Source organism: Hydrogenophaga taeniospiralis CCUG 15921, assembly GCF_001592305.1.
Classification (GTDB): domain Bacteria; phylum Pseudomonadota; class Gammaproteobacteria; order Burkholderiales; family Burkholderiaceae_C; genus Hydrogenophaga; species Hydrogenophaga taeniospiralis.
The window spans coordinates 307,644-326,614 of the sequence record NZ_BCWR01000005.1 but is presented as its reverse complement, the minus strand read 5'-3'; the positions used below and the strand labels follow the sequence as shown (position 1 = coordinate 326,614).

Here is an 18,971-nt window from a genome sequence, read left to right as displayed (position 1 = left end):
ACCAATGCGCTTCAGGCGCCGTTCACTCCCACTCGATGGTCGCGGGCGGCTTGCTCGACACGTCGTAGGTCACGCGGTTGATGCCGCGCACTTCGTTGATGATCCGGCTCGACACCTTTTTCAGCAAGGCATAGGGCAGCTCGGCCCAGTCGGCGGTCATGAAGTCGCTGGTCTGCACCGCGCGCAGGGCCACCACGTAGTCATAGGTGCGGCCATCGCCCATCACGCCCACGCTCTTGACCGGCAGGAACACGGTGAACGCCTGGCTCGTGAGGTCGTACCAGCTCTTGCCAGAGGGGTGGTCGATGGTGGAACGCAGTTCTTCGATGAAGATCGCGTCGGCCCGGCGCAGCAGGTCGGCGTATTCCTTCTTGACCTCGCCCAGGATGCGCACGCCCAGGCCGGGGCCGGGGAACGGGTGGCGGTACACCATGTCGTGCGGCAGACCGAGCGCCACGCCGAGTTCGCGCACCTCGTCCTTGAACAGGTCGCGCAGCGGCTCCAGCAGTTTCAGGCCCAACTGCTCCGGCAGGCCGCCCACGTTGTGGTGGCTCTTGATGGTGACAGCCTTCTTGCTCTTGGCACCACCGGACTCAATCACGTCCGGGTAAATAGTGCCTTGTGCCAACCACTTGGCGCCTTTTGTTGATGCACCACTTGAAATGAGTTTGGCGGCTTCGGCCTTGAAAACCTCGACGAACTCGCGGCCGATGATCTTGCGTTTGGCTTCCGGATCACTCACCCCGGCCAAGTGGCCGAGGAACTGGTCGGCCGCATCGACACGGATCACCTTGGCGTGCAACTTGCCGACAAACATGTCCATCACCATGTCGCCTTCGTTCAGGCGCAGCAGGCCGTGGTCGACGAACACGCAGGTGAGCTGATCGCCGATGGCACGGTGGATCAGGGCGGCCGCCACCGATGAATCGACGCCGCCGGACAGGCCGAGGATGACTTCTTCATCGCCCACCTGCTCGCGGATCTTCTGCACCGCTTCCTCGATGTGGTCGCGCATGATCCAGTCGGGCCGTGTGCCACAGATCTCCAGCACGAAGCGCTCCAGCAGCGCCCTGCCCTGCACCGTGTGCGTCACTTCGGGGTGGAACTGCACGGCGTAGTAGCCGCGCGCCTCGTCGGCCATGCCGGCAATCGGGCAGCTGTCGGTGCTGGCCATGAGCTTGAAGCCGGGTGGCATTTCGGTGACCTTGTCGCCGTGGCTCATCCAGACCTTGAGCATGCCGTGGCCCTCAGGCGTATGGAAGTCGGCGATGTCCTTGAGCAAAGGCGTGTGACCACGGGCGCGTACCTCGGCATAGCCAAATTCGCGGGTGTGGCCCGCCTCCACCTTGCCGCCGAGCTGCTGCGCCATGGTCTGCATGCCGTAGCAGATGCCCAGCACGGGCACGCCCAGTTCAAACACGGCATTCGGGGCCTTGTCGTCCACCTCGTAGACGCTGGCATGGCTACCGGAGAGGATCACGCCCTTGAGCTGGCCATCGGCGGCGAACTCGCGCACCCAGGCGTCGCTCACGTCGCAGGGATGGACCTCGCAATACACATGGGCTTCGCGCACGCGGCGGGCGATGAGCTGGGTGACCTGGGAGCCGAAATCGAGGATGAGGATTTTCTGGTGCTGCATGGAGGACGGGACCGCGGTAAAAGAATCAGCGCCGATTCAGCCAGCGCGCGCCGAAAAAGGCAGCGAGCGCCAGCAAGAACAGCAGGGACAGGGACTGCCAGAACTTTTCAGGATCATTGACCCGGCTGAACGGTTGCCGCCCCGGGGTTTCACCGGTCAGCAATCCGCAGACCACCATGCCGCCTAGCAAAAGCGCCAGCGCGTAGAGCGCCCACACTTGCCATTGCACGGGCTCGGGCGGTGGTGTGGGTCGCACGACGATCACTCGGCGCGGTAGTTCGGCGCCTCTTTGGTGATCTGCACGTCGTGCACATGGCTCTCGCGGATGCCGGCCGAGGTGATCTCGACAAACTCCGCCTTGTGCCGCATGTGCTCGATGGTGGGGCAACCACAGTAGCCCATGGAGGCCCGCAGGCCGCCGGCCATCTGGAAGATGATGGACACGACCGAGCCCTTGTAGGGTACGCGGCCTTCGATGCCTTCGGGCACCAGCTTGTCGGCGTTGGGATTGCCGGTGCTGGATTCCTGGAAGTAGCGGTCGGCGCTGCCCTGCTGCATGGCGCCGATGGAGCCCATGCCGCGGTAGCTCTTGTAGCTGCGACCCTGGTACAGCACGATCTCGCCCGGCGCCTCTTCGGTGCCGGCGAACATGCCGCCCATCATCACCGTGTTGGCGCCGGCCGCGATGGCCTTGGCGATGTCGCCGCTGTAGCGGATGCCGCCGTCGGCGATCATGGGCACGCCCGTGCCTTGCAAGGCGGTGGCCACATTGTCGATGGCCATGATCTGGGGCACGCCCACACCGGCCACGATGCGCGTGGTGCAGATCGAGCCCGGGCCGATGCCGACCTTGACGCCGTCGGCGCCGGCTTCCACCAGCGCCATGGCCGCACCGCCGGTGGCGATGTTGCCGCCGATCACGTCCACCTGTGGGTAGTTCTGCTTGACCCAGCGCACGCGGTCGATCACGCCCTTGCTGTGGCCGTGGGCCGTGTCCACCACGATGGCGTCCACGCCGGCCTTCACCAGCGCTTCGACGCGTTCTTCGGTGCCCTCGCCCACGCCAACCGCCGCGCCCACGCGCAGTCGGCCCGACGCATCGCGCGCGGCATTGGGGAAGTTGAGCTGTTTGGTGATGTCCTTGACCGTGATCAGGCCCTTGAGCTCGAACGCGTCGTTCACGAGCAGCAGGCGCTCCAGCTTGTGCTTGTTGAGCAGGGTCTTGGCCTCGGCCGGCGTGGTGCCGTCGGGCATGGTGATCAGGCGCTCGCGTGGCGTCATGATCTCGCTGACCGGCAGATCGAAGCGGGTTTCGAAGCGCAGGTCGCGCCCGGTGACGATGCCGACCACCCGGCCGGCCTCGACCACCGGGAAGCCGGAGATGCCGAGGTCGTCGGACAATTTCATGACCTGATGCACCGTGGTCTGCGGGGAGATCACCACCGGATCGCGCAGCACGCCCGACTCGTAGCGCTTGACCTTGGCCACGTGGGCGGCCTGCTCCTGCGGGGTGAGATTCTTGTGGATGATGCCGATGCCGCCTTCCTGGGCAATCGCGATCGCCAGTCGCGCTTCCGTGACGGTGTCCATGGCCGCGGAAACCAGGGGAAGGTTCAGCTTGATATTGCGGGAGAACTGGGTGGCGAGCGAGGTGTCCTTGGGCAGGACCTGGGAGTACGCTGGCACCAGCAACACGTCGTCGAAGGTGAGCGCTTTGCCGAGTAGGCGCATGGGGTAAAGCTCCAAAAGCGCCATTGTATCCGCCACCACCTCATGCCCATTCAAGGCCCGGATGTCAAAATCCGGGCACGGGAGTGACAAAAAGCGACCCAAACCACTTCTTGTTGACCTTGCATGGTGGTATGTCAAGCCGTTTGCCTGGCGAGGCCGTTAAACTGCGGCCCATGGCTCATCGCACACTCTCCCCAACATTCAAACGCGCCTGGTCCGTCGCGGCTGTGGCACTGCTCGGCTGTGGCAGCGTTCTGGCGCAATGGCAGTGGATCGACAGCTCCGGCAACCGCGTGTTCAGCGACACGCCGCCACCAGCGGGCGTGCCGGACAAGAACATTCTGAAGGGCCCTGGCGCCCGCGCCACGCCTGCCGAAGCGCCCGCCGCCGAAACAACTCCCGCCGCGACCGCTCCGACCACCGCTCCGAAATTGAGTGGGCGCGACGACGAACTGGAAGCCAAGAAGAAACAAGCCGAAGAAGCCGAGCAAGCCAAGAAGAAGGCCGAGGCGGCCAAACTGGCCAAGGCCCGCGCTGAAAACTGCGAACGTGCCAAGCGCGCCAAAACCACGCTCGACTCGGGTGTGCGCATGGCCACGATGAACGCCAAGGGCGAGCGCGAAATCATGGACGACAACGCCCGGGCGGCCGAAAGCAAGCGCCTCGACGCCATCGTGCGCTCCGACTGCGGCCCGCTCCCTGCGCCCAAGTGAAGGCGTTTCGCGCGCTGTGTCTGACTTGACTCAGTAACCCGCCTTGGAGCCCGGGCGCCTGCGGGCAAACAGACCGGCGCCGCGCGCGCCCTGCCCTACGAAACGCTCCCGACGTGCCACCTTGGGGTCCACCCGCAGCCGCCGGTAGACCTCCACCCGGTCCCCCTCGCGCAGCACAGTGTCGGGACCGGCTTTGTGGTTCCAGATGCCGGTGCTCAGACCTTGCGCCGCGATCTCCGGAAAACGCTGCAGCCAGCCCGCCTGCTCCAGCGCCTGCCACAGGGTACAGGCTCCGTCCACCGACAGCGCCTGCTCATGCACCTCGCGTGCGGCGCTGGCGTACATCAGGGTGATGTTCATGCCGTGCCCTCAGCCCGCACCATAGACCTGGTCGGCGCGCTTGACGAAGGCGTCCACCAGATTGCCGGCGATCTTGTCGAAAATCGGCCCCACGAGGGTGGCCAGGGTCTGGCTGGAAAAGCCATAGGTCAGGCGAAACTCCACTTTGCAGGCCCGCTGACTGCCGTCGCCCAGCGGGGTGAAATCCCAGCAACCTTCCAGGTGTGAAAACGGCCCGTCCACCAGCTCCATGAGCACCTGGCGATCGTCCACATGGGTGTTGCGGGTGGTGAAGCTGTGACGCAGGCCACTGAGCGCCATGCCGACACGGGCCACCATGCCACCCGCATCGCGCTCGATCACTTCGCTGTGATCGCACCAGGGCAGGAACTGCGGGTAATGGTGCACATCGGTCACCAGTGCGAACATCTCGTGCGCGCTGTGCCAAAGCAAAACAGACTTTTGAATCGTTTTCATACAATCGGCGTGCATTCAGGGCCATCTGCCAGATTCGGCAAGGCGCCCGCGCAGCGTGTTCGCTGCCATTGTATTGGCCTGAAACGGCCGCAACTGAAACCCCATGGCCACCAAACCCAGCAAGACCGCGCCCGCCAAGGGCGTCGACACCCGCATCGCCGACAACAAAAAAGCGTTCTACAACTACGCGATCGAAGAGCGCTTCGAGGCCGGGGTGGTGCTCGAAGGCTGGGAGGTCAAGGCCCTGCGCGAAGGCAAGGTGCAGCTCACCGACGGGTACGTGGTGATCCGGGCGGGCGAGCTGTTTCTGATCGGTTGCCAGATCAACCCGCTCAACACCGCCTCCACCCACATCAGCCCGGACGCGGTGCGCACCAAGAAACTGCTGCTGCACAAGGACCAGATCCGCCGCCTCATCGGCAAGATCGAGCAGAAGGGCTACACCCTGGTGCCACTGAACCTGCACTGGAAAAACGGCAAGGTGAAATGCGAGCTGGCATTGGCCAAGGGCAAGGCCGAACACGACAAGCGCGACACCATCAAGGAGCGCGAGGGCAAGCGCGAGGTGGAGCGGGTGATGAAGTCGCGCCACCGCTAGTTTTTTTGCGAGCACCGGGAATAAACCGGGTCTCCCGGGTGTTTGTGTGAGTGCAGCCCTGTGCTGCGTTCCGCAACATCCCCACTGGAGGTTTCCATGAAGTTCCCCGTGCTCGCCACCCTGACCCTCGCCCTGCTGGGCGCCACCGCATCCGTTTACGCTGAGGTGCCGGCCAAAACCATGAACGGCATGCTGGTGGGCCCCAACCAGATGACGCTCTACATCTTCGACAAGGATGTGGCCGGCAGCGGCAAATCCGTCTGCAACGGCCCCTGCGCCACCAACTGGCCGCCACTCATGGCGGCCGACAGCGACCAGCCCAGCGGCGATTTCACCGTGATCACGCGCGACGACGGCAAGAAACAATGGGCCGTCAAAGGCAAGCCGCTGTACTACTGGGTCAAGGACAGCAAACCTGGCGACGCCACCGGCGACGGCGTCAACAATGTCTGGCACGCGGCCAAGCCCTGAGTTCCGCTCTTCCCTGCCCTGCGCATGCATCCGAACGAGCTCCTGAGCGAAATCCCCGGTCTTCGGCGCTATGCGCGGGCGCTGACGGGCGATGCCTGGGCGGCCGACGACCTGGTGCAGGACACGCTGGAGCGTGCCTGCACGAAACACCGGCTGTGGCGCGAGGGTACGGATCTGCGCGCCTGGCTGTTCACCCTGATGCACAACCTGTACATGAACCAGTTGCAACGCGTCCGACGACAGAACGCCGCCGGACGCGAGGTGGATGTGGACGACAGCGAAGCCGAACTGATCGCGCCAGCCCTGCCCACCGACACCGCGCTCGATCTGCAGCGCTGCCTGCTGCTATTACCGGAGGAACAGCGCGAGGTGCTGCTGCTGGTGACGCTGGAAGACCTGTCGTACAAGACCGTGGCCCGGATCACGGGCGTGCCAGAAGGCACGGTGATGTCCCGGCTGTCGCGGGCTCGCCACCGGCTGCAGGCCCTGATGGATGGCGCACCGACCGCGGCCGGCTTGCCGCGTGCAGCCGAGCCGGTGCCGTTGCGCCGGCTGAAGTGAATTTGCTGGATGAGTGAACCCATGAAACCCGAGATGCCACCGCCCGTTGCCGCCCCCGTGACCGACGATGAGCTGCACGCCCTCATCGACGGCCACCTGCCGCCCGCGGACCGCCAGGCCATCGAAGCGCGGCTCTTGCAGCAGCCTGAGGCCAGCCGCCGGCTCGCCGACTGGCGTGCGCAGCGCGAAGCCCTGCGGGCACTGCATGCTCCCCTGCTGGAGGCGCCGGTGCCGCAGCCGATGCGCGACGTGCTGGGACGTGCCGCCGCCACTCGCCGCCAGACCAACGACTGGTGGCGCTGGGGCGGCATGGCTGCCAGCGTGGTGGTGGCCTTCGGCCTGGGTTGGCTGAGCCACGGGTCATGGCCAGGTCGGGCGGGCACGCCCAGCTTGGCGGGGCAACGGAGCCTGGCGTTTGCGCAGCAGGCGGCCGTGGCCCACGTGGTGTATTCACCCGAGGTCCGCCACCCCGTGGAAGTTTCCGCGAGCGAACAGGCGCATCTGGTGCAATGGCTCTCCAAGCGCCTGGGCAAGCCGCTGGCCATGCCGGACCTGGGCCCGCAGGGCTACCAGTTGATGGGGGGCCGCCTGCTGCCGGGTGACACCGGCGCGCGCGCCCAGTTCATGTACCAGGACGCCAGCGGCGTCCGACTGACCTTGTACCTGGGCGCACTGGACACCGGCCCGAACGGCGCGGCTGGGGATGAAACCGCGTTTCGCTTCACGGACGATGGCCCGGTACCGCGCTTTTACTGGGTGGATCAGGGCTTTGGCTACGCCCTGGCAGGCCCCCTGCCCCGCGAGACCCTGCTGGCGCTGGCCCGTGCGGTTCACGGCCAGCTCTGAGGAATCGAGGTCAGCCCAGCTGACGCAAGGGGTGTGCGTTGGCAGCCCAGGGGCTCTCAAAGAACGCGGCCACCTGCGCGGGCGTCACGTCTTCGATGCGCGGCGGGTTCCAGCGCGGGGCGTGGTCCTTGTCCACCGCCAGCGCACGAATGCCTTCCACCGTCTCGCTCTGCGCACCGGGCCGCAGATGGAAGCAGTGATGCACCATGTCCCGCTCCATGCGCAGGTCGTCGGCCAGGCCCATGGCGCGCGCGCGGCGCACTTGCTCCAGCACCACATGCAGCATGAGCGGTGAACGCTGGCGCAGGGTGGCGGCGGTGGCGCGCGCCCAGTCGCTGTCGGTGGCCTCCAGCGTGGTGATGATCTGCGTGAGATCGGGCAGCGCGAACACGCGATCGATTTCCGGCATGGGCCAGGCACCGGGAACGACCGTGGTGCTCAGGTGGCTGGCGCACCAGCGCTCCACCGAGGCGCCGTTTTCAAACGGAGTCTGTGCCAGCGAGGCCCACAAGCCAGGCAGACGGCCGGATTCGATGAAACCGTCGGCCAAGCCCGCAGCCATGGCGTCGCGTGCGCCCAGCACATGGCCCGTCAGCGCGAGGTATTCGCCCAGGCGGCCCGGGCAACGGCTCAGGAAGTAGCCGCCTCCCACGTCGGGGAACAGGCCGATGTTGGTTTCGGGCATGGCGAGCTTGCTGCGCTCGGTGACGATGCGCAGGCTCGCACCCTGGCTGATGCCCATGCCACCGCCCATGACGATGCCGTCCATGAGCGCGATGTAGGGCTTGGGGTAGGTGTGGATCAGGTGGTTGAGCGCGTACTCTTCGGTGAAGAAATCTTCCAGCGCGGGGTTGCCTGCGAGCGCGGCCTGGTGGAAGAAGCGGATGTCGCCCCCCGCGCAGAAGGCGCCGAACGGGCCTTCCTTGTTCACGCCACGCACCACCACGGCCAGCACCATGCCGTCGTCTTTCCAGGCCAGCAGCGCCTGGGTGATGGCGCGCAGCATCTCCAACGACAGGGCGTTGAGCGCCTTGGGCCGGTTCAACGTGATGCAGCCGACCCGGCCCTGGATCTCGGCGACGACGTGGGTTTCGGCGGTGGGAGCGTTCATCTTCGTGTTTCCGGAGGAAGCGTTCATTGTGGCGGTTTGTCGACCGTCTGGATACGTGGCATGCCGGCGCGCGAACGCCAGCCCAGCAGTTCGTTGAGCACCAGGGCGCCGATGACCAGGCTGCCGCCCAGCAGCACTTCGTCGCCCGGCACTTCGCCGGCCCCGATCCAGGCCCAGAGAATGCCGAAGATGACTTCGAGCAGGGCCAGCAGCGAGACCTCGGGCGCCTTGAGCACACGGGCGCAGACCACCGACAGCGCGCAAGGGATGGCCAGTTGCACCAGGCCCAGCAGGGCCAGCCAGGCCACGTCGCTGCCCGTGGCGGCGAAAGGCATTGCCAGCGGCCAGGTGAGCAGCGACGAGATCACCGCGCCCAGCAGCACCGAGGGCACCAGGTCGATCTTTTCGCCATGGGTCTGGCCGCGCTGCACCACCGTCCAGTTGATGGCACCGGCCACGGGCACGCACAGGGAAAACAGCGAGCCCAGCAACAGTCCGCCGGTATCGATCTCGGGGTGGGTCACGGCAGCGACGAACTGGCTGCCGTACATGTAGGCGATGCCTGCACCGGCCGCCACGATGGCCAGCCAGGTGCGTGTGGCCAGGCGATGGCCGATGAAGATGCGCGCAATCAACGCGGTGAACAAGGGCCCCACCGACATGATCACCAGCACGTTGGCCACGCTGGTGAAGGTCAGCGCGAGCATGAAGGCGGTGAACATCACGCTCCAGCACACGCCGGAAATCCAGAACGCCCCGGACTCCGGAATCAGGCCCCAGTGGCGCTTGAGCCAGAGGCGCCACGGCCCGGTGTCGGTCCGCTCTGGTGGCAGCAGGCCCTGGCCGCGGTCCATGTGGCGCCAGATCGGCAGGATCACCAGCAGCGAGAGCGCGGTGAACGCGCTGCGCCAGAACGTCACCTCAAAACGCGCGGCCGACTCCAGTTGGCGCGAAACCACACCGGCGATCGACCACATGAGGGTCACCGCCAGCATGAGGAACACCGCCTGGGTGTGGGTCAGGCGGTTCAGGGCCTTGAAGGGCATGGTGGGTGGTTCGCGCGGTGGCCCCGGTCGCCCCGCCCCAGGCGCACGGCCCGGCGGCGGAGCGTGGGGTCCAGGCTCAATCGCGGCTGGCGCGCTTGCGGTCCTGCTCTTTCAGGTGGCGCTTGCGCAAACGCACGGACTTGGGCGTGATTTCCACCAGTTCGTCGTCCTCGATGAATTCCACACCGTATTCCAGGTTCAGATCAATCGGGGGCGTGATCTTGATGGCATCTTCCTTGCCGGAGACACGGAAGTTGGTCAGCTGCTTGGTGCGCGTGGCGTTGACCACCAGGTCGTTGTCGCGGCTGTGGATGCCGACGATCATGCCTTCGTACACCGGGTCACCGGCCTTGACGAACATGCGGCCACGGTCGTCGAGCTTGCCCAGGGCGTAGGTGAAGATTTCACCGTCGTCCATGGAGATCAGCACGCCGTTCTTGCGGCTGGCAATGTCGCCCTTGTGCGGCTCATAGCTGTCGAAGATGTTGGAGATCAGGCCCGAACCACGGGTCAGGTTCAGGAACTCGTTGGTGAAACCGATCAGGCCACGCGCCGGAATGCGGTACTCCAGGCGCACGCGGCCACGGCCGTCCGGCTCCATGTTCACCAGCTCACCCTTGCGCTCGCCCAGCGCCTGCATCACGCCGCCCTGGTGCTGCTCCTCGATGTCGGCCGTCACCAGCTCGATAGGCTCGTGGCGCACGCCGTCCACATCCCGGAACACCACGCGCGGCTTGGACACCGCGAGTTCGTAGCCTTCGCGGCGCATGTTTTCCAGCAGGATGGTCAGGTGCAGTTCACCACGGCCCATCACTTCAAAAATGCCGTCTTCGTCGGTTTCCTTCACACGCAGCGCGACGTTGTGCTGCAGTTCCTTTTGCAGCCGGTCCCAGATCTGGCGGCTGGTGACGTACTTGCCTTCGCGGCCGGCCAGCGGGCTGGTGTTGACGCAGAAGTTCATGGTCAGCGTCGGCTCGTCGACCTTGAGCATGGGCAGCGGTGCCGGGCTGAGCGGATCGGTCACGGTCACGCCGATACCGATGTCGGGAATGCCGTTGATCAGCACGATGTCGCCCGGACCGGCTTCGGTCACCTGCACGCGGTCCAGACCCTGGAACGTGAGCACCTGGTTGACACGGCCCTTGAAGGACTTGCCGTCCGGACCTTCCATGACCAGCACGTCCATCGAAGGCTTGATGGTGCCCGCGCTGATGCGGCCCACGCCGATGCGGCCCACGAAAGTCGAGAAGTCGAGTGCGGAAATCTGCAGTTGCAGGGGCGCCGCTGGGTCACCCTGCTGGGCCGGCACGTGCTTGAGCACGGTGTTGAACAGCGCCGACATGTCCGGGCCCCACTGCTCACCGGGCGCGCCCTCTTCCAGCGAGGTCCAGCCGTTGATGCCGGAGGCGTAGACCACGGGGAAGTCCAGCTGTTCGTCGTTCGCGCCGAGCTTGTCGAACAGGTCGAAGGCGGCGTTGATGACCTTGTCGGGGTTGGCACCGGGCTTGTCCACCTTGTTGACCACCACGATGGGCTTGAGGCCCAGGGCCAGCGCCTTCTTGGTCACGAAGCGGGTCTGGGGCATCGGGCCTTCCTGGGCGTCGATCAGCAGCACCACGCCGTCCACCATGGACAGCGCGCGCTCCACTTCACCACCGAAGTCCGCGTGGCCGGGGGTATCGACGATGTTGATGTGGGTGCCCTGCCAGCTGACCGCGCAGTTCTTGGCCAGGATGGTGATGCCACGCTCGCGCTCGATGGCGTTGTTGTCCATCACGGTGTCGACCACTTTTTCGTGCTCGGCGAAGGTGCCGGACTGGCGCAGCAACTGGTCAACCATGGTGGTTTTTCCATGGTCAACGTGGGCGATGATGGCGATGTTGCGGATTTGTTTGCTCATGTTGCGGTTTCCAGGATTTGCTGTATTTCGATGGGGCTCAGCAGCCGCCCCGGGATCAGTTCACCACCTTGGGTGTGGCCACTGCCCAGCAGGACGGGCCTGGGCGATGGTTCGTTTTCGCTGGATTCGGCTCCGGGCCCGGGGCCGAACACGGCCACCTGCCCCTGATCGGGCCAGTTGCCCCGACGGCGAACGCCACTGAGGAAGCGTCCGGCGCCTTCGGCATCGAGCGCCACCGGTGTGTGCCCGCCCAGCAGGATGTCTACAGGCAAGAGTCGGGCCACGCGTTGCGCTTCGCTGTCGGCCTCCAGCGCTTCGAGCGTGGTGCACTGTGATTCGTCGAACGGGCCGGTGGCGGTGCGGCGCAACATGATGAGGTGCCCGCCACAGCCGAGCGCTTCACCGATGTCTTCGCCCAGGGTGCGGATGTAGGTGCCTTTGCTGCAGCGCACGCGCAGCCGCAGCTGAGGGGCTTCGCCCTGGAGCTGCATGTCGAGCAACTCCAGTTCGTGGATCACCACATGGCGTGCTTCGCGCTCGACCGTCTCGCCATCGCGGGCGTATTCGTAGAGCGGCTTGCCGTCCTTCTTCAGGGCGCTGTGCATGGGCGGCACCTGCTCGATCGGGCCGGTGAAACGGTCCAGCACCTCGACCACCTGACCCACGCTGCAGGTCACGGGCCGGGTCTCGATCACCTCGCCCTCGGCGTCGCCGGTGCGGGTCTTCACCCCCAGCCGCACGGTGGTCTCGTAGGTCTTGTCGGCATCCAGATGGAGCTGGCTGAACTTGGTGGCGGCACCGAAACACAGGGGCAGCACGCCAGTCGCCAGTGGATCCAGCGTGCCGGTGTGGCCGGCTTTTTCGGCGCGCAGCAGCCATTTGGCCTTTTGCAGAGCCTGGTTGCTGGAAAGACCCAGCGGTTTGTCGAGCAACAGCACCCCATGCACAGGGCGCCGTTGCACCCTGGTGCTTAGGCGCTGCATGGTCAGTCTCCGTCTTTGGAACGAGAGGCCACCGCCTTGGAAATCAAGGCGTTCATGTCGGCCGCGCGCTCGGTGGTGCGGTCGAACACGAAGTGCAGCGTGGGCACGGTGTGGATGTGCAGGCGCTTGAACAGGCCACTGCGCAGAAAACCAGCCGCGGTGTTCAGGCCTTGCAGGGTCTCGGCCGGATCGCCGGTGAGCAGGCTGAAAAACACCTTGGCGTGCGCATAGTCGGGTGTGACCTCGACCGCGTTGATCGTGACCATGCCCACCCGCGGGTCCTTGAGTTCGCGCGCGATCAGCTCGGACAGATCGCGCTGGATCTGGTCGGCCACGCGGAAGCCGCGATTGGGAGTGGATGATTTCTTGACGGCCATGGTCTTCAGACCCCGCTTTCCAACGGCAACCACCAGCGCTGAGCGCGCGGCACGTAGAAGCGCTGCGGATTGTGCGACAGAGCCACGCGCTCGGCACGGCCCGTGATGCGGTGGACGTCGATGAATCCGATGAAACGCGAGTCCCGGCTGTTGTCGCGGCTATCGCCCAACACCAGCACATGCCCTTCGGGAACCCGCACCGGGTCAAACGCCTTGACATGGTTGAGCGGCGGAATCAGCGCGGTTTCGTGCCGACGCTGGCCGAGGCTCTCAAGCCAGACCTCCACAGACAGCGGACCCTGCTCGGTGGGCACGGTGCGGGCACTGTCGAGCAATACCCGTTCTTGTGCCTGGCCATTGACGATCAGGGTGTTGTCGAGCATCTCGACCGTGTCACCGCCGACCGCCACCACCCGTTTGATCAGGTTCAGGCCATCGGCGGGCGAGTCGAACGTCACCACGTCGCCCGCCTCGGGCTCGGCCCAGCGGGTGATGTGGGTCAGCGTGAAAGGCACACGCAGGCTGTAGGCAAGCTTGTTCACCACGACACGGTCGCCCGCCACCAGGGTGGGGTTCATGGACGAGGACGGCACGTAGTTCCAGTCGGCCACGGCCGAGCGGAACACGAGCATGAAGCCGATGAACAGCATCAGCCCCTTGTACTCTGGCCAGAAACCTTTGGACGGGCGCATGGTGTCTTGTGCTCCAGGCATCAAAGCGTACGGGCCACTTCTTTGACCTCGAAGAACTCCAGCTGATCACCCTCACGGATGTCGTTGTAGTTCTTGAGCTTGATACCGCACTCGAAGCCTTCCTTGACTTCGCGCACATCGTCCTTGAGGCGCTTGAGCGTGTCGATCTCGCCGGTGTAGACCACCACGTTGTCGCGCAGCAGGCGGAAGTGCGCGTTGCGGGTGACCATGCCCGAGGTGACCATACAGCCCGCCACGGTACCGATCTTGGAGGCCACGAAGACGGTGCGGATCTCGGCCGAGCCGATGACCTCTTCGCGCTTCTCCGGTGCCAGCATGCCCGACATGGCCGCCTTCAACTCGTCCACGGCGTCGTAGATGATGTTGTAGTAACGCAGGTCCACGTCGTTGCCCTCGGCCAGCTTGCGTGCACCCACATCGGCACGCACGTTGAAGCCAATGATCACGGCCTTGGACGCGATGGCCAGGTTGACGTCGGACTCGCTGATGCCGCCGACGCCCGAGAACACCAGCTGCACCTTGACCTCGTCGGTCGAGAGCTTGAGCAACGAGGCGCCCAGCGCTTCCTGCGAACCCTGCACGTCGGCCTTGACGATGATCGGCAGCACCTTGACTTCGCCGGCGGACATATCGGTGAACATGTTCTCCAGCTTGGCCGCCTGCTGTTTGGCCAGCTTGGTGTTGCGGAACTTGCCGGCGCGGTAGGTCGCGATCTCGCGCGCACGGCGCTCGTCGGTCATCACCATGAAATCGTCACCGGCTTGAGGCACTTCGGCCAGACCCTGGATCTCCACCGGGATGGACGGACCAGCGGATTTGATGGTCTTGCCATTTTCGTCGAGCATGGCACGCACGCGGCCCGAGGTCTGACCGACCAGGATCACATCGCCGGTCTTGAGCGTACCGCTCTGCACCAGCACCGTGGCCACCGCACCGCGGCCCTTGTCCAGGCGCGCTTCGATCACCAGGCCCTTGGCCATGGCGTCCACCGGCGCCTTGAGCTCCAGCACTTCGGCCTGCAGCAGCACCTGTTCGAGCAGCGCGTCCACGCCCTCGCCGGTCTTGGCCGACACGCCCACGAAGGGCACGTCGCCACCGAATTCTTCGGGCACGACCTCTTCGGACACCAGCTCCGAACGCACCTTCTCCAGGTTGATGCCGGGCTTGTCAATCTTGGTGAGTGCAACGACCATGGGCACACCCGCCGCTTTCGCGTGCTTGATGGCTTCCTTGGTCTGCGGCATGACACCGTCATCGGCGGCACACACCAGGATCACGATGTCGGTCGCCTGCGCACCACGGGCCCGCATGGCGGTGAACGCCTCGTGACCCGGGGTATCGAGGAATGAGATCACGCCGCGCGGGGTTTCCACGTGGTAGGCGCCAATGTGCTGCGTGATGCCGCCGGCCTCGCCCGCGGCCACCTTGGCGCGGCGGATGTAGTCCAGCAGCGAGGTCTTGCCGTGGTCGACGTGACCCATGACGGTGACGACAGGCGCACGTGGCAGCAACTCGGCTTCGTGTTGCGAGGCATCTTCGTCGGTGAAGGCTTCCGGATCGTCCAGCGCGGCCACGACGGCCTTGTGGCCCAGCTCTTCCACCACGATCATGGCGGTGTCCTGGTCCAGCGGCTGGTTGATGGTGACCATCTGGCCCAGCTTCATCAACTGCTTGATGACCTCGGACGACTTCAGGCTCATCTTGTGCGCCAGCTCGGCCACCGTGATGGTTTCCGGCACATGCACTTCGAGCACCTTGAACTCGGTCGGCGCCACGAAGCTGCTCTGGCCCGCATCGCGGCTGTCGCGGTCGTTGCGGCGGCCACTGCCACCGCGCGGACCACCGCGCCAGTTGGAGCGTCCGGCGCTGGTGTCGCCACGGGTCTTGATTTCCTTCTTCTTGGCCGCGTCGTCCTTCCAGGTGGACGACAGGTTCTCGGACTTGACCTCCTTCTTCCCAGCCGCGCCCGGCGCGGCAGTCGCACCGGCCACCGCGGGGGCGGGTTTGCCGGGCGTCCCTGCGGGCTTGTGCAAAGTGCCTTTGATGCCGGCCTTGGGGTCGGGCGTGGGCTCGGGCTTCTTGGCCACCAGGGTCTTGGCCGGGGCGGCCATCATGGCGCGGATGTTGGCGGCTTCGGCCTCGGCCTTGCGGCGACGCTCCACCAGATCCTGGGCACGCAGTTCCTCGGTCTTCTTGGTCTCTGCGTTCTTGTCGGCCAGCACGCGGGCCGCCGATTCACGCTCCAGCGTCGCGGTCTTGGCCTGGGTCTGCTTGGCCGCACGTTCGGCTTGCGCGGCTTCGTCGGTGACAACGGATTCTTCTTGCTGCGCGGCCGCGGCCTGAGCGGCAGCCTGGGCGGCCTCGGCGGCAGCACGGGCCCGCTCGGCCTCGGCCTGGCGCGCCTCTTCGGCCTCGCGCTCCAGACGCTTCTGGGTCAGCTCTTCTTCCTGGCGGCGCAGCAGCTCAGCCTGCCGACGGGCGTCTTCCTCGCGCCGGGTCAGTTCTTCCTTGTCCACCACGGGTGCGGGGGCCACCGGCTCGGCAACCGGCTCGGGCGCAACGATTTCGTCATCGCGCTTGATGAAGGTGCGCTTCTTGCGCACTTCCACCTGGATCGTGCGGGCACGTCCGGTGGCATCGGCCTGCTTGATTTCAGAGGTCGACTTCTTGACGAGAGTGATCTTCTTGCGCTCACCACCGACCGTGCCATGGCTGGCCTTGAGATGGCCCAGCAGCATCTGCTTGTCGGATTCGGTGACCGGATCGGTCCCGGACGTCTTGGGAACCCCGGATGCGGAGAGTTGCTCCAGCAAAACGGAGGTGGGCTTGTTCAGCTCGGCAGCCAATTCGGCGACGGTGGTACTTGTCATAGGTTCTTTTCTCCGCTGGGGCCTCCGCTGGTCAATTCGTGGATTGCGCTTCGTCACCGGTAAACCAGTGCGCGCGGGCCAGCATGATCAGCGCTGTGGCCTCTTCAGGCGTCTGTGCGGTGATGTCGGTCAACTCGTCGGTGGCCAGGTCGGCCAGCTCGTCGCGGGTGTGGATGCCCGCATCGGCGAGTTTGCCGATCAGCTCGGGGGTCACGCCTTCGAGGTCGCGCAGGTCCTGCGAAACCTCCTCGACGCTTTCTTCCCGGGCAATTTCCATGGTCAGCAGGGCATCCTTGGCGCGGGTGCGCAGCTCGTTGACCGTGTCCTCGTCAAAGGACTCGATTTCCAGCATCTCCTGCAGCGGCACGTAGGCCACTTCTTCGAGGCTGGTGAAACCTTCCTCGATCAGGATGTCGGCGATTTCCTGGTCCACATCCAGCTTGGCCATGAAAATTTTGCGGATGCCGTCGGCCTCTTCGGCCTGCTTCTGGGCCGACTCGTCGGCCGTCATGATGTTGATGCGCCAGCCGGTCAGCTCGGACGCCAGGCGCACGTTCTGGCCGCCGCGACCGATGGCGATGGCGAGGTTTTCCTCGTCCACCACCACGTCCATGGCGTGACGCTCTTCGTCGACCACGATGGACTGCACATTGGCCGGCGCCAGGGCGCCGATGACGAACTGGGCCGGATCTTCGCTCCAGAGCACGATGTCCACGCGCTCGCCGGCCAGTTCGTTGGTCACACCGTTGACGCGCGAGCCCCGCACACCGACGCAGGTGCCGATGGGGTCAATGCGCTTGTCGTTGGTGTGCACCGCGATCTTGGCGCGCGAACCGGGGTCGCGGGCACAGGTCTTGATCTCGAGCAGGCCCTGTTCGATCTCGGGCACTTCCTGGCGGAACAGTTCGATCATGAACTCGGGCGCCGAGCGCGACAGCAGGATCGGTGCACCACGCAGGGTGAGGTCCACTTCCATGATCATGGCGCGCACACGGTCGCCCGTGCGGAAGTTTTCCTTCGGGATCATCTCGCCACGCTTGAGCCGGCCTTCGACACGGCCGCTCTCGACGATCAGGTCGCCCTTGTCCATGCGCTTGACGGTGCCGACGAAGATCTTGTCGCCGCGTGACATGAAATCGTTGAGCAGCATCTCGCGCTCGGCGTCGCGAATCTTCTGCAGGATCACCTGTTTGGCGGCCATGGCACCGATGCGGCCAATGGGCACGCTCTCGACCGGTTTTTCGATGTAGTCGCCCTCTTCGATGTCGGCGATCTCGTCGCGCGCATCGCTCAGCAGCTCTTCGGCGTCCGGATTCTGCAGACCGGCTTCATCGGGCACGACAAGCCAGCGACGGAAGGTCTCGTAGGCGCCGGTGTCCGGGTCCATCGCGACACGGATGTCCACATCGCCCTTGTAGAGTTTCTTGGTGGCCGAGGCCAGCGCCAGTTCAACGGCGCCCAGCACCACGTCGCGTTCGACGTTTTTCTCGCGCGAGATGGCATCGATCAGCATCAACATTTCGCGGTTCATATCACTCGCCCACCTTTCCGGATATCGTTTTCAGATTCAAAACAGTTGCTTCCATGCATTTCCACGCAGCGTGCGCCATTCAATGGGGGCCCGCTGCACCCGGGGCCTGCCGGCCCTTGAAATTCACAATGGGCGCCAGCCGTGCCTGCTGGACATCATCCAGCGCAAAGGTCAGCGCCTGCAGAGGCGGAGGCACACGCTTCTTACTCACGCGCTGCCCGGGCTTGGGTTCGGGCGCATCGCTCCAGACCACCTGCCACTGCACCCCATCGGCGGCGCGCTCCAGCGTGCCGCGAAATTTTTTCCGATTGGCCGAGACGTCCGTTCCCGTGGCACCGATCGGCGCCTTCAGGGTGATGTCCACCACGTGGCCGGCAAATCGGACGTAATCGATCTCCCGCTTGAGCGGCCGATCGATGCCCGGAGAGCCCACTTCCAGCCGCCGGTACTCCAGCCCCTCGACCTCCAGCAGATACTGCAGCTGGCGGGTGATTTTCTCGCAGTCTTCCACCGTCACGAAACGCTCGACCGGCAGTTCCTGCCCGTCCTGCGGCGCCTGCCATGGCCAGTCGATGGTGACCCGCAACAAACCACTGGCGGAGCGTTCAAGGTCCACCAGGTCATAACCCAGTCCGGTGACGGTCTGCTCTACGGTGTCTTGCCAAGCCATCTTGTGTGGTGTCTGCCCTGAGGGTTTGCGTGAAAGGAAAAGCGTTCGGCCAAAAAAAATGGGCCGGTAGTAACCCGCCCATTTGGTCGTGAAGCCGGGATTGTAACCCGTCTACTCTCCCGTTTGCAAGATCGCACAGGCGATCAGGCACCGAAGCGCCGAATTCATATCCCCAGCACCCATTGGATGATGTTTTTCGCCAGGAAACCCAGCATGCCGAACGACAACACCAGGAAAAGAACGAAGGTTCCGAATTTGCCCGCTTTGGATTCCAGCGCCAGGTTCAGCACGATGAACAGCATGTACAAAATGAACGCGCCGACACCAAAAGTCAGTCCGAACTGGGCAATCTGACCTTCGGTATAGCCAAAGAGGGTGGTTTCCATGATGAAAGC

General features: G+C 65.0%; 20 protein-coding genes. 5 read left to right on the top strand and 15 right to left on the bottom strand.

Features of this window, described 5'->3' with window-relative positions; genetic code table 11:
- Positions 1 to 22 precede the first annotated feature (22 nt).
- The 3 genes from guaA to guaB are packed head-to-tail and all read right to left on the bottom strand — an operon-like array spanning position 23 to position 3,370.
- Positions 23 to 1,639: a glutamine-hydrolyzing GMP synthase gene (guaA, locus tag HTA01S_RS08060; protein WP_068168993.1), complete on the bottom strand. Its 1,617-nt coding sequence runs from the start codon at positions 1,637 to 1,639 to the stop codon at positions 23 to 25.
- Positions 1,640 to 1,664: 25 nt separating this feature from the next.
- A complete protein-coding gene (locus HTA01S_RS08055) occupies positions 1,665 to 1,868 on the bottom strand; it encodes a hypothetical protein (RefSeq protein WP_157572016.1) in 204 nt (67 codons plus the stop codon).
- 32 nt (positions 1,869 to 1,900) lie between these two features.
- Positions 1,901 to 3,370 (bottom strand): IMP dehydrogenase, encoded by a 1,470-nt coding sequence (guaB, locus tag HTA01S_RS08050; RefSeq protein ID WP_068168985.1) that lies wholly within the window; start codon positions 3,368 to 3,370, stop codon positions 1,901 to 1,903.
- A gap of 173 nt (positions 3,371 to 3,543) precedes the next feature.
- Here guaB and HTA01S_RS08045 point away from each other — a divergent pair, with 173 nt between their 5' ends.
- The gene (locus HTA01S_RS08045; RefSeq protein ID WP_068168982.1) at positions 3,544 to 4,083 is read left to right on the top strand and encodes a DUF4124 domain-containing protein; all 540 of its coding nucleotides are present in this window, start codon (positions 3,544 to 3,546) and stop codon (positions 4,081 to 4,083) included.
- 30 nt (positions 4,084 to 4,113) lie between these two features.
- Here the strand turns inward: HTA01S_RS08045 and HTA01S_RS08040 are convergent, their stop codons facing one another.
- Together HTA01S_RS08040 and HTA01S_RS08035 are read right to left on the bottom strand one after the other, a co-directional pair.
- Positions 4,114 to 4,443, bottom strand: coding sequence for an RnfH family protein (locus tag HTA01S_RS08040; RefSeq protein ID WP_068168980.1), 330 nt, complete (start codon positions 4,441 to 4,443; stop codon positions 4,114 to 4,116).
- Between the two features lie 9 nt (positions 4,444 to 4,452).
- On the bottom strand, positions 4,453 to 4,899 hold the full coding sequence (locus HTA01S_RS08035; protein ID WP_068168977.1) for a type II toxin-antitoxin system RatA family toxin: 447 nt from the start codon (positions 4,897 to 4,899) through the stop codon (positions 4,453 to 4,455).
- Between the two features lie 103 nt (positions 4,900 to 5,002).
- Between HTA01S_RS08035 and smpB the strand changes: the two genes are divergently transcribed.
- The 4 genes from smpB (at position 5,003) to HTA01S_RS08015 (ending at position 7,375) form a co-directional block, all read left to right on the top strand.
- Positions 5,003 to 5,497 (top strand): SsrA-binding protein SmpB, encoded by a 495-nt coding sequence (gene smpB, locus HTA01S_RS08030; RefSeq protein ID WP_068168974.1) that lies wholly within the window; start codon positions 5,003 to 5,005, stop codon positions 5,495 to 5,497.
- Positions 5,498 to 5,593: 96 nt separating this feature from the next.
- Positions 5,594 to 5,968 (top strand): COG4315 family predicted lipoprotein, encoded by a 375-nt coding sequence (locus HTA01S_RS08025; RefSeq protein ID WP_068168972.1) that lies wholly within the window; start codon positions 5,594 to 5,596, stop codon positions 5,966 to 5,968.
- A gap of 24 nt (positions 5,969 to 5,992) precedes the next feature.
- Entirely contained in the window at positions 5,993 to 6,529 is a 537-nt protein-coding gene (locus HTA01S_RS08020; RefSeq protein ID WP_068168970.1) for a sigma-70 family RNA polymerase sigma factor, read from the top strand.
- 21 nt (positions 6,530 to 6,550) lie between these two features.
- The gene (locus HTA01S_RS08015; protein ID WP_068168966.1) at positions 6,551 to 7,375 is read left to right on the top strand and encodes an anti-sigma factor family protein; all 825 of its coding nucleotides are present in this window, start codon (positions 6,551 to 6,553) and stop codon (positions 7,373 to 7,375) included.
- 10 nt (positions 7,376 to 7,385) lie between these two features.
- Here the strand turns inward: HTA01S_RS08015 and HTA01S_RS08010 are convergent, their stop codons facing one another.
- The 10 genes from HTA01S_RS08010 to HTA01S_RS07965 form a co-directional block, all read right to left on the bottom strand.
- Positions 7,386 to 8,486: an enoyl-CoA hydratase/isomerase family protein gene (locus tag HTA01S_RS08010; RefSeq protein ID WP_068168963.1), complete on the bottom strand. Its 1,101-nt coding sequence runs from the start codon at positions 8,484 to 8,486 to the stop codon at positions 7,386 to 7,388.
- A 23-nt stretch (positions 8,487 to 8,509) separates the two neighbouring features.
- Entirely contained in the window at positions 8,510 to 9,532 is a 1,023-nt protein-coding gene (locus tag HTA01S_RS08005; protein WP_068168961.1) for a DMT family transporter, read from the bottom strand.
- 76 nt (positions 9,533 to 9,608) lie between these two features.
- Positions 9,609 to 11,432 (bottom strand): translational GTPase TypA, encoded by a 1,824-nt coding sequence (gene typA / locus HTA01S_RS08000; RefSeq protein WP_068168958.1) that lies wholly within the window; start codon positions 11,430 to 11,432, stop codon positions 9,609 to 9,611.
- On the bottom strand, positions 11,429 to 12,415 hold the full coding sequence (gene truB / locus HTA01S_RS07995; RefSeq protein ID WP_068168956.1) for a tRNA pseudouridine(55) synthase TruB: 987 nt from the start codon (positions 12,413 to 12,415) through the stop codon (positions 11,429 to 11,431). The genes typA and truB overlap by 4 nt, the downstream gene beginning before the upstream one ends.
- Positions 12,416 to 12,417: 2 nt before the next feature.
- Complete coding sequence (gene rbfA / locus HTA01S_RS07990) at positions 12,418 to 12,792, bottom strand: 30S ribosome-binding factor RbfA (RefSeq protein WP_068168954.1); 375 nt, start codon at positions 12,790 to 12,792, stop codon at positions 12,418 to 12,420.
- 5 nt (positions 12,793 to 12,797) lie between these two features.
- Positions 12,798 to 13,484, bottom strand: coding sequence for a signal peptidase I (lepB, locus tag HTA01S_RS07985; protein WP_068168950.1), 687 nt, complete (start codon positions 13,482 to 13,484; stop codon positions 12,798 to 12,800).
- A gap of 20 nt (positions 13,485 to 13,504) precedes the next feature.
- Entirely contained in the window at positions 13,505 to 16,375 is a 2,871-nt protein-coding gene (gene infB, locus HTA01S_RS07980) for a translation initiation factor IF-2 (RefSeq protein WP_068168949.1), read from the bottom strand.
- A gap of 31 nt (positions 16,376 to 16,406) precedes the next feature.
- Positions 16,407 to 17,906, bottom strand: coding sequence for a transcription termination factor NusA (gene nusA, locus HTA01S_RS07975; protein ID WP_068168948.1), 1,500 nt, complete (start codon positions 17,904 to 17,906; stop codon positions 16,407 to 16,409).
- 79 nt (positions 17,907 to 17,985) lie between these two features.
- A complete protein-coding gene (gene rimP, locus HTA01S_RS07970; protein ID WP_068168945.1) occupies positions 17,986 to 18,576 on the bottom strand; it encodes a ribosome maturation factor RimP in 591 nt (196 codons plus the stop codon).
- 164 nt (positions 18,577 to 18,740) lie between these two features.
- The gene (locus tag HTA01S_RS07965; RefSeq protein WP_068168942.1) at positions 18,741 to 18,962 is read right to left on the bottom strand and encodes a DUF2788 domain-containing protein; all 222 of its coding nucleotides are present in this window, start codon (positions 18,960 to 18,962) and stop codon (positions 18,741 to 18,743) included.
- Between the last annotated feature and the right edge of the window lie 9 nt (positions 18,963 to 18,971).

Coding starts and splice junctions, on each gene's coding strand:
- HTA01S_RS08020 (WP_068168970.1), top strand. CDS start 5,993: ATGCATCCGAACGAGCTCCTGAGCGAAATCCCCGGTCTTCGGCGCTAT.
- HTA01S_RS07965 (WP_068168942.1), bottom strand. CDS start 18,962: ATGGAAACCACCCTCTTTGGCTATACCGAAGGTCAGATTGCCCAGTTC.
- guaA (WP_068168993.1), bottom strand. CDS start 1,639: ATGCAGCACCAGAAAATCCTCATCCTCGATTTCGGCTCCCAGGTCACC.
- infB (WP_068168949.1), bottom strand. CDS start 16,375: ATGACAAGTACCACCGTCGCCGAATTGGCTGCCGAGCTGAACAAGCCC.
- rimP (WP_068168945.1), bottom strand. CDS start 18,576: ATGGCTTGGCAAGACACCGTAGAGCAGACCGTCACCGGACTGGGTTAT.
- HTA01S_RS08005 (WP_068168961.1), bottom strand. CDS start 9,532: ATGCCCTTCAAGGCCCTGAACCGCCTGACCCACACCCAGGCGGTGTTC.
- smpB (WP_068168974.1), top strand. CDS start 5,003: ATGGCCACCAAACCCAGCAAGACCGCGCCCGCCAAGGGCGTCGACACC.
- HTA01S_RS08015 (WP_068168966.1), top strand. CDS start 6,551: ATGAAACCCGAGATGCCACCGCCCGTTGCCGCCCCCGTGACCGACGAT.
- guaB (WP_068168985.1), bottom strand. CDS start 3,370: ATGCGCCTACTCGGCAAAGCGCTCACCTTCGACGACGTGTTGCTGGTG.
- rbfA (WP_068168954.1), bottom strand. CDS start 12,792: ATGGCCGTCAAGAAATCATCCACTCCCAATCGCGGCTTCCGCGTGGCC.
- HTA01S_RS08035 (WP_068168977.1), bottom strand. CDS start 4,899: ATGAAAACGATTCAAAAGTCTGTTTTGCTTTGGCACAGCGCGCACGAG.
- truB (WP_068168956.1), bottom strand. CDS start 12,415: ATGCAGCGCCTAAGCACCAGGGTGCAACGGCGCCCTGTGCATGGGGTG.
- nusA (WP_068168948.1), bottom strand. CDS start 17,906: ATGAACCGCGAAATGTTGATGCTGATCGATGCCATCTCGCGCGAGAAA.
- lepB (WP_068168950.1), bottom strand. CDS start 13,484: ATGCGCCCGTCCAAAGGTTTCTGGCCAGAGTACAAGGGGCTGATGCTG.
- HTA01S_RS08045 (WP_068168982.1), top strand. CDS start 3,544: ATGGCTCATCGCACACTCTCCCCAACATTCAAACGCGCCTGGTCCGTC.
- typA (WP_068168958.1), bottom strand. CDS start 11,432: ATGAGCAAACAAATCCGCAACATCGCCATCATCGCCCACGTTGACCAT.
- HTA01S_RS08010 (WP_068168963.1), bottom strand. CDS start 8,486: ATGAACGCTCCCACCGCCGAAACCCACGTCGTCGCCGAGATCCAGGGC.
- HTA01S_RS08040 (WP_068168980.1), bottom strand. CDS start 4,443: ATGAACATCACCCTGATGTACGCCAGCGCCGCACGCGAGGTGCATGAG.
- HTA01S_RS08025 (WP_068168972.1), top strand. CDS start 5,594: ATGAAGTTCCCCGTGCTCGCCACCCTGACCCTCGCCCTGCTGGGCGCC.